This window comes from Nostoc sp., from assembly GCF_036919675.1.
Taxonomy (GTDB): Bacteria; Cyanobacteriota; Cyanobacteriia; order Cyanobacteriales; family Nostocaceae; genus Nostoc.
In genome coordinates this window covers 1-15,516 of sequence record NZ_JBALCP010000116.1, presented here as the reverse complement: position 1 = coordinate 15,516, position 15,516 = coordinate 1, and the positions used below count along the sequence as shown (strand labels likewise).

Sequence of the window (15,516 nt, the reverse complement as noted above, 5' to 3'; positions counted from 1 at the left end):
TGGTTCGTAACTACCAATTTTAATTAGATGGTGATTATGGTATTTGATTGCAAGAAGTACTTTCTATTTACTGATAATTTTACATCCTAATATTGCAGCTTATTTGCAAATAGCTTGGGGACTAAATTTTAATTATTCGCAGGTTATACAGTCAATGTAATTTTTTGAAAAATTAACAACCAACAACTAACAATTTATTAAGCCGAAATCAATATGACAACTATGATTTGGATGGAATCGATTACCAAAACCTATCACTTGGGAGAAGTTAGTGTTCCAATACTTAAGGGAATTCAACTCTCCATAGAGGAAGGGGAATACGTCTCCATTATGGGTGTATCAGGTTCGGGTAAATCCACGCTGATGAATATTTTGGGATGTCTGGATCGTCCCACAACTGGAGACTATATTTTTGAGGGCAGAAACCTGACGACTTTTGATGATGATGAATTAGCCTATATCCGCAACCAAAGAATAGGTTTTGTTTTCCAACAATTTAACCTATTGGCGCGGGCGACAGCGCTGGAAAACGTCATGTTACCAATGATTTACGCTAACTTGCCTAAGCCAAAACGCCGTCAAAGGGCATTAGAAGCCTTGGAAAAGGTAGGATTAGGCGCACGGATATCTAATCGTCCCAGTCAACTCTCTGGCGGACAACAACAACGGGTAGCTATTGCTCGTGCTTTGGTCAACCGACCTGCATTAGTTTTGGCAGATGAGCCAACAGGAGCTTTAGATACTGAAACTTCGCATGAGGTGATGAGTTTGCTAACAGAACTTAATGACCAAGGGATCACAATTGTGATTGTCACTCATGAGCCAGATATCGCTGCTCAAACCAACAGGATTATTCGAGTTCAGGATGGTTTGATTGTAGGTTAATTTGTTAATATCAACCTTTTGAGGGGGAATTTAAAATTTAAACCTCTGTAGGTCAATCAGGTGATTGTATCCTCAAAGAAACCTCATTAATGACTACATCATTATGAATCTCAGCTTATTCTCCGTATATTCTACCTGGGTTACCGTAGCGTTGGCGGTAGTCTTGCCGTCAGGTATCGCTATTCTTTTTCCAAATGCAGCAAGTGCAGTAACTCCCCCAAAAGCGCAGAATTCCTCAAGCTCTGTACAGGTTCCCGATTCCCTCAACCCCAATTCCAATCCTCTCCAATTTCCTACCAAACCGGAGGAAGTAAGGATTCAGCAAACTGTGCCAATCAGTTTGGCACAGGCTTTGGAACTAGCAAAACGTAACAATCGAGACTTACAGATAGCCCTATTACAGTTAGAACGCAGTCGCTCGGCGCTACGTGAGTCTCAAGCTGCCTTATTTCCTACTCTTGGTCTTGACAGTCGTGTGACTAATAATGGGAATGGTTTTACTAACAATTCATCTCAAGCCAGCACCACATTCAATGCTTCAGCACAACTGAATTATAACCTTTATACCTCCGGTAATCGAGAGGCAACTATCCGAGCAGCTGAAGAACAACTACGTGTGGATGAATTTGATGTTGAAACTCAGTCTCTTACAATTAGGTTGAATGCCAGCACTCAATACTACAATTTGCAACAAGCTGATGAATTAGTAAGAATTAATCGGTCTGCTGTGGCGAATGCCCAGGCTAGTTTGCGGGATACTCAAGCCAGAGAACAGGCTGGAGTGGGTACGCGGTTTGATGTGCTGCAAGCTCAGGTGAATTTAGCAAATGCCCAACAAAACCTGACTAATGCTATCTCACAGCAGCAAATTGCCCGTCGTCAGCTTGCTACCCTGTTAAGTTTGTCGCAGTCAGTTAATATCAGTGCAGCAGATCCTGTACAACTAGCGGGTCTTTGGCAGCCAACACTGGAACAAACAATTGTCCAAGCGTTTCAAAATCGTCCAGAATTGCCACAGTATTTGGCACAACGTAATATTTCCGAGCAACGGCGACGACAGGCGCTTTCACAGCTAGGGCCGCAAATTAGTTTAGTAGGCACCTACAATCTGCTAGATCGGTTTAATGACGGTGTCAGCATTACTAATGGTTATTCAGCGGGACTCCAAGGAAATGTAAGTTTGTTTGATGGGGGAGTAGCAAAAGCGCGTGCGGCTCAGTCGAGAGCTAATATTGGGATTGCAGAGTCTCAATTTTCTGGCCAGCGCGACCAAATTCGCTTTGATGTAGAACAGTACTATTCTCAATTGCAATCCAATTTAGATAATGTGCAAACTTCTAGTGTGGCTTTAAATCAAGCCAGGGAAGCTGTCAATTTAGCAAGGCTGAGGTTCCAAGCTGGTGTGGGCACTCAAACCGAGGTGATTGATGCTGAAAATGACCTGACAAGAGCAGAAGGTAATCGAGTCACAGCTATTTTGGATTACAATCGCGCTCTAGCTAATTTGCAAAGATCAGTCACTTCTAGGGCTTCGCGCTAAGGTCAAATCATTAAAGAAAAGTTTGCTTAGATCCTGAGATTGGTAATCTATGTGAATATAGCTATATTCAAGCAAACTAAATGCATCTAATTAGAACGACTATGGCGTAGTAATTACCGCTACTGGGCAATGGGCTTTATTCAAAATTGCATCCACTCTGTGACCGAAGAAAACGCGACCTGTAACCATTCGGATACTACTTCCGAGAATAATTAAGTTAACTTCGTTGGTTTGGGCAAACTTGAGGATTTCCCTTTCTGGGCTGGTTCCTTGAAGAATATAAGTTTTGACATCAGCACCGAGATTGCGACCAGTTGCTGCTTGCTGTTCGAGTAGTTCATGGGCAATTTCCTTCACTGGAGCTAGCGATCGCTGTTCGTAAAGAATATACTCAAGCTGTGGCAAATTAATCACGTTAACGATCATCACTAATGCCCCTGTTTGAGCAGCGATCGTACTTGCCATCTCTACGGCATTTTTGCTGTATTCTGTCCCCACCGTTGGCACCAAAATCTTTGTCAGCTGTTGTTGAGCGATTTTGCATATCTCGCCTTTGGCTTGGGGTAGGTGCGACTTAACCACCATCGTTGCACAAGGTGCTTCTTGTACTACCCGATCTACAAGCAAATTGAACAATGCTTTCTGGGGGCGTTTCTGTTCAGAAGCTCCCAGTACGATCAAGTTATAGCCTTTGTTCGCTTCATTCAAAATCACCTCCGCTTTACTGTGCCCAGACTCCGTTTTTGTTTGCAAAATGGTATCAGTAGGTAGCTGCATTTCCTCAGCAACAGAAGCCAGAGCTTGCTCGGCAGCGTTATCTTTAACCTGGGTTACCGTCCGGCGGGCTTTGTTTTGGGGCTGCTTGTCACTCAGGGCATATAGAGATGTAACTTCTATTGAGTTTTGGTGAGCCATGTAACCGACTAGTTGCGCCGCTAGTTGGATGTTGGGGCCACCGCTAGTCGGTATTAAGACACGCTGAATTTGCTTGATAAAGCTGTGGCTATCCTGTTCTTCTTGTTCCAAACGTCGAGCTTCCTCTTCACTCATAACCACCTTCGACAAACACCAGCGCAAAAGGGGTGGAGCCATTAGGGAAGTGACGATCGCTACCATGACAATAATCGAGTACATCTGTGGATTCAGCACTCCCAAAGATAAACCAATCGTGGCAACGACAATTTCCATCGCTCCGCGAGCATTCATCCCGGAACCCATCGCCAAACCTTCCCAATGACTCAAGCCGCCGACGCGAGAACCAAGGTAAGCACCTGTAAATTTCCCAACACAGGCGACAGCGAGAACAATCAAGCCAAATAGCAACGTCTGGGGCACTAACAGGGTTAGCAAGTTAACTTTCAAGCCAGCTGAAGCAAAGAAAATCGGCGCGAGAAAGGCTGCTGTGAATACTTCTAGCATGTGTCCAGCTTCATTGCTAAAGCGGCGGGATTGACCTGCCAGAATCCCTAGCACAAAAGCACCTAATGCTGCTTCTAGACCTAATGCGTGGGTAAGTGCTGCTGCCGAGAGCGAAAGAATCAGCACAACCGATATACTAGCGGAGACTCCGCCAACGTAGTCATCAACCCAGCGCAAAATCTGGTCTACGATGGTACGCCCAATTGTGAAGGCGATCGCTAGAAATAATACCGCTGCACTCACGGAATGGAAAATTGTCCCAAAGTCAAATTTGCCACTAGTAGCTAAACCTGAAACCACAGAAAGTAAAATCCAGCCGATGGTGTCGTCAGTCATACCAGCAGCTAAGGTGACTTGACCAATGTCACGGCGAATCAGGTTTAAGTCCATCAGCACCTTAGCAATCACTGGTACTGCTGAAATACTCATTGCTGTGGCGATAAATAGACTAAATACTAGTCGCTTTTGTGGGTCCGCTAAAAAACTATCTGGCAATAGCCAGCCCAATCCAAATCCGGTAACAAACGGGATAATAATTCCGCCCAGTGAAATCAGCAGAGCCGTTTTACCCTTACGAAGAATCAGCTTGAGATCCGTCTCTAACCCAGTTACAATCAGCAAAAATAACACGCCTAACCAAGAAATCACCGAAAGTAAATTCGATTGTTCTTGACTTTTGGGAAAGATGTGTGCCTGTAAGTCTGGAAGGAGCAAACCAAATAGAGAAGGGCCCAGCAGCACACCCGCCAGTAATTCCCCGACAACAGGCGGTAGGTTAATCCGGCGCATCAACTCACCTAATCCCCGCGCTACCAGAAGCAATAGTGACAGTTGTACCAGCACCAACAGCAGTTCATGATGACCGAGAGGTTTAATTAAACCGTCACCTGCTATTTTCTGTGCAGCGAGTACAGGCACTAACATTAGGGACAGGTTTTGCATATAAGCGTCCAAAGGTTGGATTACGAATTTTTAAAGGGGCTGCTTCAAGTAAATCCTAAAAATATTTACTTCTACATCGGTCTAGGAGGTTAAACTGTCAGACAATTTTGGATTGACCCCACAAATAAATCCGCAAATCTCAATACAGTTCAGTTAAGCATTTCTATCTTGTCTCGGTGTTCTCTGCGCCTCTGTGGTTCGATAAAAAAATTGACTTTAACAAAAGATTTTAGCCTTAATCCAAGCGTATTGCACTTGCTCTGTACAATCAAGGAATTATTGGTCAGGTTAGAACTAAAGCTTTGCTCATCAACTTATTTTCGAGCGCGAACAAAGAACTTTGTAGTGTCTTCCCAAAGACCTTGATCAGTTGCTAGTTTTTCAATTTCTGCTTTGTACTCAACTTGCAACTGATTTAATTGTTCTTGTGATAATTTTGACAACAACGGATTACCTTTAAAATTTATATTAATTACTGTCCCAGATAATCTGCTATCCCTCACAGGGCGATAACGTCCTGATGGCTCAATCTTAATTTCGATATCTCTAAAACCTGCCTGATTGAGCAAATTTTGACATTTTTCTCGAGTCCCCAGTGGTTCAAGAATATGTGGTAATGATTCGCCCAAAACTCTAGCGCAGATCCTCTGCTGAAGAGATGCCATAAAAGCAGTTTTGGGAGGACAGGTAAATGCTACATACCCTCCTGTTTTCAAGTAGCCATACCACTTTTGCAAAGTAGCAAGGATATTAGGAAAAAGTACAATTGCCTCACAGCAAAAGACAACATCAAAACTACTATCATTAAAGTTGAAATATTCTGCATCTGCCTCAATCAACTCGATGTTTTGTAATTTTGCTACTGCAATCTTAAGTCTTGCTTGATGCAACATTCCAGGGGTCATGTCAATCCCAATCACATAACCCTCTGAACCAACTTTTTCAGCTGCGGGTATCGCAACTAAACCTGTTCCAGTCGCCACATCAAGGATTTTCTGTCCCGAATCTAGCGGCACAAATTCAAGTAGAAGCTTGGCTTCTAGAGGATGGCGAGTCCCTTCCTCATGGTCATAAGTCGTTCTACTACCATAAAATTCTCTTAGTTGCTGTTTATAGCTATCCAGATCAGTCATAACCAAATGTCAAATTTTGCCCACTTTATAGTAACTCTTGTTGTGATATTGAGTTGCTCACTCCTGAACCCAACCCTGACAGCACAAGCCGCGTCTTCATCCACCACAGTTTACGAACAGCATATTATCCATAATCCAGATGGTATCGGCAAATATTACATGGGGCGAGAAATTGCCAAAGTTATGGGATACACAGGTGCTGGCTGGCTAGAACGTCCAAGGCGAGAAGGAGAGGAACAGCCAAGTAAGGTAGTCAACGTCCTCAATCTGAAACCTAATGATCTGGTGGCGGATATTGGGGCTGGTACAGGTTACTTGAGCTTTCGCATCGCGCCGCTATTAACAGCAGGTAAGGTGTTGGCTGTAGATGTTCAGCCAGAAATGTTGGAAATCATTGAGTTATTCAAAAAAGAGAAAAACATCACCAATGTTGAGCCTGTTTTGGCGACCCTTACTGACCCAAATCTACCACCTGAAAGTGTCGATTTGGCGCTGATGGTAGATGCTTACCATGAATTGGAGTATCCCCAAGAAGTGATGCAAGGAATTGTGAAAGGACTGAAACCAGGTGGAAGGGTGGTGCTGGTTGAGTACCGGGGCGAAAATCCCTTTATTCTAATTAAAGGTCTGCACAAGATGACTCAAAAGCAAGTCCGTAAAGAAATGCAAGCTGTTGGTTTGGTTTGGCGGGAAACTAAAAACTTGTTACCTCAACAGCATTTAATGGTATTTGAGAAACCTGATTCTAGCGATTTATTGACAAGATGAGGCTTGGGCAGTGGATCACAAGAAAAATATGTACCAAGCCATAATAAAGTAAAACTCCTTGGTCAGATTTACTTGCTGGCAATATGCAGCAAGTATTGGCTGTATTGCAGTTGGGATTAAATTCGCCAGAACATCAAATATTTGTGCAGCAGTTGTCTGGGGAAGGAAGATAGTCACAGCGATTTTTTGACATCAGTCTATTTTTTGGGAATGAGGCTGGCGCTTTTGGTTGCACTATCCCAAACAATCCAGCTAAGAGAATTATCTAAATCATCGGCGCTATTTGAAACTTTAAAATACAGCTTTTCTACGCCTTTAGTTTCAATGGCAAAGTCGGCATTCTGAGCATAAACGACTTTAAAACCTTTGTCTCGCAAACAATACATCGCCCAAGCTTTCAATGATTGCTTGTATGGTTCGTGTGGAATCGGTGGTTTTGTGATCGTCTCTTCAATTAGTTTAAATATTTGCATGAGTTTCCCGCTCATAGTAGATACTTTTGCGATCGCCTCTAAGCTAACTAACTTCTGGATCGCAACGAATTTCAATCATAAAGCCATCTGGATCGTAAAAATACACTCCTCTACCAGTAGGGCGAGTGACTGGGCCATGAGCGATCGCTATTTTATTTTCTCTGATCACTGTCACCGCGCGATCGAATAACTGCTGATCTATGTCAAAGGCTAGATGGTAGGCTCTAGTGAAAGTCTTTTCTGGGTCTGGATTTGGTGGTGATAACTCTGGTTCCCCAAATAAATCCAGTATCGTCCCATCCGGGGTGATGAAGTTGGCTACTTTCCCAGATGCGACAAGTTCCACCAGGGTTGCGGGTACTTCGTCGCCTGTAAGTTCATGCAAACCCAGGATTGTGCCATAAAAGTAGCGGGAAGCTTGCATATCCTGGACGTTGAGGGCAATGTGATGCACTTTACGCAGATTGCCCGGAGCAAGGACACTGTTCACAGATTGGGTGCTAGATAGCATAATAAAACAAAATTTCCCTACAGAGATAGAAGCTCAACTTTTTTATTAAAGTTTATTATGAATAATAAACACTTCGCATGGCTTTTGATTATTCTTTAGACTTTAAAAATCTCGATTTTCGCCAACATCCTGAACTCTATCGCGTTGGCAAGGGTGAGCAGGGTGTACTTTTGGTTGAACCATACAAATCAGAAATTCTTCCCTACTGGCGGTTTAAAACTCCTGATATTGCTAGAGAGTCGAGTGAAAAAATATACGAGCTTTTTCTTGATTATTTAGAGAAAGATGATTTTGTAGGAGCGGATATGGCACGAAAGTTTATCCAAATGGGTTATACTCGCTCCCGCCGTTATGCTAATCATAAGAGTGGCAGGAAATATAAACAAAATTCGGAAACTTCAGGTGACAAAAAAGAGATTCTTCCCTACGAAGTAGATTCAGTTAAAGCGGAATCAGCAGCAATATTTAAAGCTAAGTGGGTAGAAGCAAAGACAAACGAGAAATATCAAGAGCTTTTAGCCAAGCATAAACAGATGTATGAGAGCATCTCACCTTTGCAAATAAATATACCTGCCGATTAGAAATTGCGGCTATACAAACTAAGTTCGCCTGCGCGGACTCACGAATTTGAAACCCACGGAGGTGGGTTTTGTCTGTATACCCGCGAATTCCATTCGCCAGAGCGAGTCTTTGAGGTGGATGAATGAATCTTTGATACTCGCTGACGAGTCTTTGATACTCGTGAAGGAGTCTTTGATACTCGCCGACGAGTCTTTTATACTCGTGAACGAGTCTTTGATACTCGTGAATGAGTCTTTTATACTCGCCGATGAGTCTTTTATACTCGCCGATGAGTCTTTTATACTCGTGAATGAGTCTTTGATACTTGTGAACGAGTCTTTGATACTCGCCGACGAGTCTTTTATACTCGTGAACGAGTCTAGAGGACTGATTGCAGAAACTTTTTACATTATTGCCAATTAATTTAAGATTAACGCGATCGCATTTCCCCTCAGCAATCCAACATAAATCATACTGTGAAACAATAGCTGTAGCTTAGTCGGAGTAAAAACTATGGACTGGCAACAGTACATTCATTCAGACCCCAAAATTCTGCTGGGTAAGCCGACTGTGAAAGGAACTCGTTTATCTGTAGAGTTTTTGTTAGGTTTGTTTGCTGCGGGATGGACAGAACAACAAGTGCTAGAAAACTATCCGACTCTTACCTCAGAAGCATTAAGGGCGGTATTTGCTTTTACAGCAGAGTGATTCGAGAAACGCTGTTGCTTGTGCGCGGCTCACAGTGGGAAAATCTTCTAGAAAGTCGTCGAGGCGATCGCCTGCTTCCAAATAATCAATTAATGTTTGTACTGGTACGCGAGTTCCATAGAAGACGGGTGTACCAGAAAGGATGTCGGGAGAAGTTTGTATTAGTTGAGATTCCATATCGCATCTGGCAGAGTAATATTGAACGACTGCATAAGCTGGTTACATTGTCACAACTAATTTTAGATTAACTCGATCGCATCTCCCTTATCTTCATCGCATCTCCTCTCTGGACAAGACAACAAAAATCATTAAGATTAACGCGATCGCATTTCCCCTTATTCACCGATTGAAACTTGACTGGGGTCAAACAACCAGCCATCGCCGACTATCTCCTCTAGGCGTTGATTGAGTCGGGGGAGGAAATATTCTGGTTCGTTCAGCCGTTGCTGGATAACCCAACTTTCAAACGCTTCCTGTGTCTCAATTCTCTGGGTACTTGCGGCCTCTGATATCATCTCAATACTACGCTCTTGGAGTTCATCTAATTGGGGATGGCCTTTACCTCGGCGGTTGCAAAAGAAAATTGCTGTTGCCCCTAGCAAAGCTTCTAGTTCATTGCCTTGAGGGACTGCATCATATAAAGCACGGATTATTTCAATGGTCTGTACAAAGGGGACTCGAATCGTCAGTGTCAGCCACATTGCTTGAGCTAGGTAAACCAAACCGTTGCTTTCATCTGTTACACCTAAGCTAGTTATAACTGTCACTAAATCAACATAGGCACAAACCTGTGTAAGTGCCAAAGCAGCTTGCAAATTAAGTTCTAATTCTCTAACTTTATCCCCGGTTTCACCTGCCCAATAAGCTATGTTTGCCAGGGTAAGTCCTTTACCTTTGACATCCCCAATCTGCTCAGATATTTCCAAGTCTTGCTCCCAGAGTGCGATCGCTCTGGGTATGTCCCCTTGTTGGGCGATTACCTTTGCCATGTTATTAAGGGTAGTCGCTTTACCTTTGACATCGCCAATCTGCTCTTTGATTTCCAAAGATTGCTCCCAGAGTGTAATCGCTCTGGGTATGTCTCCTTGTTGGGCTATTACCTGCGCCATGTTGTTGAGCGTAGCACCTTTGCCTTTAAGATCACCAATCTGCTCAGATATTCCCAAGGATTGCTCCCAGAGTGCGATCGCTCCAAACATATCCCCTTGTTGAACGATTACCAGTGCAATGTTGTTGAGTGTAGCGGCTTTGCCTTTAAGATCACCAATCCGCTCTTGTATTTCCAAAGATTGCTTGTAGAGTGTGACTGCTCTAGCTATATCCCCTTTTTGGAATATTATCAGTGCCATGTTGTTGAGAGTAGTGGCTTTTCTTGTTAAATCATCTTCAGGGCAAAGGTGTATAGCTTGCTGATAATGGGAAAGAGATTCTTGTATAAAACCCAAAACTTCTTCCGCACGGGCGATGGTTCCTAAGATGCAGTAGTCTTGATAAACTACCAAGATTTGCTTACACAGCTCTAAAGCTTCCACAAAGCGAAAATTGTTTACCCAATAGGTTGCAATCCCATCCCCAACGCTAACAGCAATTTCTTGCTCTTTTGCCAACAGCCCCAAACGTACAATTTCCAGTGCTTGCGCTTCCGTTTTTTGCTTAGTCTCCTCCCACCAAACTTGATGGATTTTCCTCACCCCTTGCTGTCGCGTTGCTTGCCATTCTTCCTCACTCAACACTGGCTCTAACAAAGGTTCTAAAATTGTCGTCACCCGATAATTAGCTGGCTGGTTGGGATGAGTGGTGGCAGACTCGACTAGGCTAAGGCTGGTTAGCTTGCCCAAAACTGCCAATTCTCCGGTGGTAGAAATTGCCCTGACAATATCCTCCATCACAGGCAGATGAAACACACTCAACCGTGCCAGAAACTTTTGTTCTTCCGGTTCCAAAGCATCCAGCAGAGTTTGTGCCAAAATATTTTCGCGGAACTTCTGCTCAGTCGCCTCCAGACAATTCAATAATTCATCCGTCGCTAATGCCGGCTGCTGAATCACCTCTAATAGCCACTTCAGCAACCGGGGATTACCATCAGCAATGTGAATAATTCGCTGAGTTCTTAACTGTTGCCTAACTTCCTTATCTAAGGGAAAGCAGATTTTATCAATATCACTCCTGCTCATCTGTTCCAGGCGTTCCAGGTGCAGGCGATGAGGTGGCAAAGTGTCTTCTTTCAAATAGCGACAGGTGACAATCAGCCGACTTTCTGCCCCGTTCTCCGCCAATGCTGCACAAATCGCCTTTAAAATTTTGTAAGCCTCTGCCGTCATCCGCAGTGAACCATCTTCAATATTAGCTGTGGGGATATTTTGCTCAAAGTCATCCAGCACCAGCAGCAAAGGTTGGTTGTGTTCCTTTTCAATTGCCTCAAAAAAGTTTTGCAACCGCCCTTTAAGAGACATCTTTGGTTCATTCAAAAGTGCAGGCACATCTAGAAACCGCTCAAACTTATTAGAAAGCTTATTCAGCAAACCCCACTCATCCAGAGGGCCAATCAACACGACTCGCGCAAAATTGTCACGCTGCGTCTGCACGCGCGTACATAACCGCGCCGCCAGGGTGCTTTTGCCTAGTCCGCCCATCCCGGCAATAAACACCCCGATTTGGTCGCTGGTTTCCCGCAATGCCCTGAGACACCGTTGCAAAGGTCGTCTGCGTCCCACAAACTCAAACCGACTGGCAACTTTAACTAGATTATTCTCATCGAGAAATTCTTGCTCTGGTGCTGTAAACATCAACCTTTCACGATTTTCTGTTCTCAGAGGTGTCACCAGTTCTGCAATGGGGCGCGTATCTCGATACATTCGCAAAAGATGCCAGTCGGTGCATTCTTCGTCAATCATCTTCTCCTGCGCTGCTTTAACTGCTTCCTCAACAGTTGCCCCCGTCGCCAAAGCTTGATAAAATGCCTGTGCTGCTACAATACCCGTGCGGTCAAACACCGGACGCGCCCAGCCTAAAACTATACCTGCCCCCGCCTTCACCAATGCCTGCGCCATCGAGGGTACTGTCCCCTGGTTAGGAACCTGTCCCGTATGACAACCAGAGAGAAAAGTTACACGCGGCCAGCGTCCGCGAAAAGCTCTGCTCATCCGCCTCATCTAGTGCCCTTCTCAGCCATCCTTCTTTACCATCCAGCCATTGATAAAGTTGCCGTTCCAACTGGGTGAGATAGGGTAAGCTATCTTTTTGTTGAGCATAGTAATTTTGCTCACACAAATCAATGAGTGCTGCCAACTCCGTTTTATCCAGGCGACGTGAGCCATAATCACAGCGCAGTTCAAAAGTCTGCTGTTGACTGAGGGCGAAGGTGAAGTTTAGGGGCATGGCTGACAGCAGTAGTTTCCATAGTAACCTTCACCGTATTATCACCCAATTCCTGAAATTATCGCCGATATTCGTCGCCGCAATCGCCGATTAGCTGGTATAAATCCCGTGATTGCCGAGATACTGCGTTGATGCGATCGCGATCGTCAGTATCTAAACTAAAACTAAATACTTTGGCGTTATCTTCTATATGTTCAGATACACCAAGTCTGGCACCAACTATCACGCCGCCCACAGTTGGCTGATCTAAAATGTAACGCACTGCTACGTTGGAGATACTTACCCCATGCTTATTAGCAATTTCTTTGAGGATAGCCAGCAACTCTTGAAATAATTGCCAACTACCCCAACCATCAATCATATTTTTATATTTTTTCAAACTAGCAGTAGATAGATCATCTCTTCGCGGTTCCGGTTTCCCCAAATAGTTTTCTGATAACAACCCGCCGCACAGTGTACCGTAGGTAAAAAGTTTTATGTCATGCTGTTGACAAAACTCTACCATATTAACTTCAGGACGGCGGTCAACAAGCGAAAATTGTACTTGGTTAGAAACAATTTTGATGCCTGCTTCGGTAATAATCTTCAAGTTTTCCGTGTCAAAATTAGTTAAACCTAGATGCTTAATTTTACCCTCAGTCTGAAGTTCTGCCATATATTTGAGGGCATCCAGGTAATTTTTATCCTGATATTCCCACCAGTGGAATTGCATCAAATCTAACGATTCCACATTCATCCTTATCAGGGAAATATCAATATTTTCCTCAACCAGTTTTTTCGTCATTTTGCCTGGACGAGGTACCCATTTTGTAAAAGCTTGCACCTGAGATAAAGCATCTTTCCCACGAGTATCAATTAGTTCACAGCGAAACTCACCAATAAAGTCTTCAGCGGGGCCATAATGGTCTGCTAAATCCCAAGTGGTAAAGCCTGCATCTAAATATTTGAACATAGTCTCAATAGCGGCTTGGGGATTTATCTGTCCGTGTCCGCCGGAGACTTGCCACATACCATTTAATATGCGGCAGATGTTCAAATCGGGAGTGAATTGGAGACGGCTAGCTGCGGGTAAGTTCATTTTCAAGTCAAGAGTGAGAAGTTGGAAGTCACAAGTTAGAAGTGAGAAAAGTTAATAATTAGTGAGTTGACAAGCAGGTTTTTACAGCCTTTTTAACTTTTCTACTTTATTATGAATGATTTAGGACTGCTAGAGTTAATAACTACTAAAGTCTTAACTCCTAACTCCTAACTTTCTAACGCCAGCCTTTTTCCGCTTGTTCGAGAACGTAAGCAGTAACATCTTGAATTTGCTGTTCAGTGAGGCGCTCTTTGTAGGCTGACATATTATTTTTACCATTGGTTACTATAGATGTAACTGCCTCTATGGAATCCATACCATACTTTTTCAGCGCTTGCTTTTTGAGATTTTTACCTCGCCTGATTATGTTGCTACCGTTGATATGACAACCAGCACAATGAACACTAAATATTTGTTCACCGTTAACTGTATCTGCTGCACTAGCAGGCAAAGTGAAAGTACTGATTAATAACAAAAACGTTACTAATACTAATGTGAGTATTTTTTTCAATTAACTTCTCCCGATTTTTACATATTGGTTGCAGGCATAAGTGTCAGAACCAATACTACAGGGATTCAAAGTCAGTTGTAAATCCAGCAAAATTTGCACAATCTTCTTGAAAGGCTTCTGCATCACTAACATCCTCAATTTTATAGGACATGATGCGCGTACCATCTGGCATTTTTTTGGAACCAATCAATTCACCTTGATATTTCTGGGCGATCGCTTTAAATTCAGTACCATAAAGCTTCCAAGCATCCCCTGAACAAGTAATGTTTACTCGCCACATATTTCACTCCCAATTACTACCAACAAATATTCATCATCTCACAAATGGTCAACATGCTACACATCACCTCCTTAGGGTTGTTATTTTCTATCTAAAGGAAGTGCCTAGCTCTATCAGCCTACGCCATAATGTGGGTGTGGGAACATGCCTAGAAAATTTTATCCAAATTAGTTAAATCCCAAGAGTTGAAAATGCCTAACAATATCAAACAACAAATTCAAGCAGACCTGCAACAAGCTAAAGAAACCGGACAATTAAGAACTGAGCGGATTCGAGAAATTGTCAAATCCGCAGTTTCTCAAGTAGGTTCTGAGTTTAAACAAGGTTCTACTGAGCTTCGTAGCCTTGTTAGAGATGCAGTTTCTGCTGTAATCGAAAACTTCCAAGAAAAAGGTAGCGAACTCAAAGATGAAGTGACAGCTTCGATTGAAGGAGCGCTGGAAGGGATTAATAGCAAAAGACACGAAAGCATTGCTCAAACTCAGACAGATATCAAGCGGTTACAGGCTCAACTGGATGGTGAAGAAGAAGAACTACAGCAAGAGATTGATGTAATTTTGGCAGAGATTGAAGATACGGGTAAGCAAGAACCTGCTACTACCAAAACTGCAATTGATTCTGCTGTCAATGCTATTAAAGATAGTGAAGAAGTAGGACTGTTAAAGAAGCGTTACGCGCAACTGCAAGCGCAGCTAGCGATTGTCCGAGCTAACTTAGCTGCACGCTATGGCGGACGTTCTATGGAGGTTCAAGATTATCTGGACGAGGCTAAACACTGGTATGATAAAGCTCGTCCTCAAGCAGAATCTATGGCTGTACAGGTAGAACAAAAGCGATCGCAGCTAGAAGAGCAATTAGGTGAAGCTGGTACATCTTTAGCGAGAAAAGAGCGCCAAATCAAACAAACGTTGAGGCAGTTACTCTTAACGGCGGCTGACTTGTTCAAAGATAAGCAACCTGCTCATAAAGAGCGAGATACTATTCATAAATAGACTAGACTGCTTTTTCACAAAAACCCTGATACATATGATTTTCGTAGGGGCACGGCATTGCCGTGCCCTACCAACGTATTTGTATAATTATTAAAGACTCAGTTTTCGTAGGGTGTGTTATGCCAAAGACTAACGCACCGCTTGATGAGTTGAAAAACATCTAAATTGCTTGAATTAAATTAAACTCTTATCGGGTGTGCAAGATACCCACCCTAATCTATGCAAGTTAAAATTGGAATAGCTTATAGAACCCATTTGGGATCTATAAAGTAGCTAATCTTCGGAGCATAAGTCTGACAAAACAGAGATGAATTTTAGTGGTCGCATTTTCTAAAGT

General features: G+C 43.2%; 16 protein-coding genes. 6 read left to right on the top strand and 10 right to left on the bottom strand.

Annotated elements, in window-relative coordinates; genetic code table 11:
• Nucleotides 1-213 precede the first annotated feature (213 nt).
• Nucleotides 214-885, top strand: a complete 672-nt coding sequence (locus V7K49_RS25955) for an ABC transporter ATP-binding protein (RefSeq protein ID WP_334873035.1) — start codon at nucleotides 214-216, stop codon at nucleotides 883-885.
• Nucleotides 886-988: 103 nt separating this feature from the next.
• Entirely contained in the window at nucleotides 989-2,425 is a 1,437-nt protein-coding gene (locus tag V7K49_RS25950; RefSeq protein WP_335208194.1) for a TolC family protein, read from the top strand.
• A gap of 99 nt (nucleotides 2,426-2,524) precedes the next feature.
• Here the strand turns inward: V7K49_RS25950 and V7K49_RS25945 are convergent, their stop codons facing one another.
• Together V7K49_RS25945 and V7K49_RS25940 are read right to left on the bottom strand one after the other, a co-directional pair.
• The gene (locus V7K49_RS25945; protein WP_335208193.1) at nucleotides 2,525-4,786 is read right to left on the bottom strand and encodes a cation:proton antiporter domain-containing protein; all 2,262 of its coding nucleotides are present in this window, start codon (nucleotides 4,784-4,786) and stop codon (nucleotides 2,525-2,527) included.
• Between the two features lie 314 nt (nucleotides 4,787-5,100).
• Nucleotides 5,101-5,919 (bottom strand): class I SAM-dependent methyltransferase, encoded by an 819-nt coding sequence (locus tag V7K49_RS25940; RefSeq protein WP_335208192.1) that lies wholly within the window; start codon nucleotides 5,917-5,919, stop codon nucleotides 5,101-5,103.
• Nucleotides 5,920-5,925: 6 nt separating this feature from the next.
• On the opposite strand from V7K49_RS25940, the gene V7K49_RS25935 reads away from it, so the two are divergent.
• A complete protein-coding gene (locus V7K49_RS25935) occupies nucleotides 5,926-6,687 on the top strand; it encodes a class I SAM-dependent methyltransferase (RefSeq protein ID WP_335208191.1) in 762 nt (253 codons plus the stop codon).
• Between the two features lie 197 nt (nucleotides 6,688-6,884).
• Here V7K49_RS25935 and V7K49_RS25925 read toward each other — a convergent pair whose 3' ends face one another.
• Nucleotides 6,885-7,160, bottom strand: coding sequence for a hypothetical protein (locus V7K49_RS25925; RefSeq protein WP_335208231.1), 276 nt, complete (start codon nucleotides 7,158-7,160; stop codon nucleotides 6,885-6,887).
• A gap of 43 nt (nucleotides 7,161-7,203) precedes the next feature.
• The gene (locus V7K49_RS25920; RefSeq protein ID WP_335208190.1) at nucleotides 7,204-7,671 is read right to left on the bottom strand and encodes a VOC family protein; all 468 of its coding nucleotides are present in this window, start codon (nucleotides 7,669-7,671) and stop codon (nucleotides 7,204-7,206) included.
• A 77-nt stretch (nucleotides 7,672-7,748) separates the two neighbouring features.
• On the opposite strand from V7K49_RS25920, the gene V7K49_RS25915 reads away from it, so the two are divergent.
• Nucleotides 7,749-8,252, top strand: coding sequence for a DUF4385 domain-containing protein (locus V7K49_RS25915; protein ID WP_335208189.1), 504 nt, complete (start codon nucleotides 7,749-7,751; stop codon nucleotides 8,250-8,252).
• 493 nt (nucleotides 8,253-8,745) lie between these two features.
• Entirely contained in the window at nucleotides 8,746-8,940 is a 195-nt protein-coding gene (locus V7K49_RS25910) for a DUF433 domain-containing protein (protein ID WP_335208188.1), read from the top strand.
• On the opposite strand, the gene V7K49_RS25905 is transcribed toward V7K49_RS25910, so the two are convergent.
• The 6 genes from V7K49_RS25905 to V7K49_RS25880 form a co-directional block, all read right to left on the bottom strand.
• Nucleotides 8,908-9,117: a DUF433 domain-containing protein gene (locus V7K49_RS25905; RefSeq protein ID WP_335208187.1), complete on the bottom strand. Its 210-nt coding sequence runs from the start codon at nucleotides 9,115-9,117 to the stop codon at nucleotides 8,908-8,910. The genes V7K49_RS25910 and V7K49_RS25905 overlap by 33 nt on opposite strands.
• A 158-nt stretch (nucleotides 9,118-9,275) precedes the next feature.
• Nucleotides 9,276-12,083, bottom strand: coding sequence for a tetratricopeptide repeat protein (locus V7K49_RS25900; protein ID WP_335208186.1), 2,808 nt, complete (start codon nucleotides 12,081-12,083; stop codon nucleotides 9,276-9,278).
• On the bottom strand, nucleotides 12,010-12,318 hold the full coding sequence (locus tag V7K49_RS25895; protein ID WP_335208185.1) for a hypothetical protein: 309 nt from the start codon (nucleotides 12,316-12,318) through the stop codon (nucleotides 12,010-12,012). Before V7K49_RS25895 ends, V7K49_RS25900 begins: the two co-directional genes overlap by 74 nt.
• A 58-nt stretch (nucleotides 12,319-12,376) precedes the next feature.
• Nucleotides 12,377-13,396, bottom strand: a complete 1,020-nt coding sequence (locus V7K49_RS25890) for an aldo/keto reductase (protein ID WP_335208184.1) — start codon at nucleotides 13,394-13,396, stop codon at nucleotides 12,377-12,379.
• A gap of 175 nt (nucleotides 13,397-13,571) precedes the next feature.
• Complete coding sequence (gene petJ / locus V7K49_RS25885; RefSeq protein ID WP_335074212.1) at nucleotides 13,572-13,907, bottom strand: cytochrome c6 PetJ; 336 nt, start codon at nucleotides 13,905-13,907, stop codon at nucleotides 13,572-13,574.
• A 55-nt stretch (nucleotides 13,908-13,962) separates the two neighbouring features.
• The gene (locus tag V7K49_RS25880; protein ID WP_273766817.1) at nucleotides 13,963-14,187 is read right to left on the bottom strand and encodes a hypothetical protein; all 225 of its coding nucleotides are present in this window, start codon (nucleotides 14,185-14,187) and stop codon (nucleotides 13,963-13,965) included.
• Between the two features lie 191 nt (nucleotides 14,188-14,378).
• Here V7K49_RS25880 and V7K49_RS25875 point away from each other — a divergent pair, with 191 nt between their 5' ends.
• Nucleotides 14,379-15,179 (top strand): histidine kinase, encoded by an 801-nt coding sequence (locus tag V7K49_RS25875; RefSeq protein WP_335208183.1) that lies wholly within the window; start codon nucleotides 14,379-14,381, stop codon nucleotides 15,177-15,179.
• Nucleotides 15,180-15,516 lie beyond the last annotated feature (337 nt).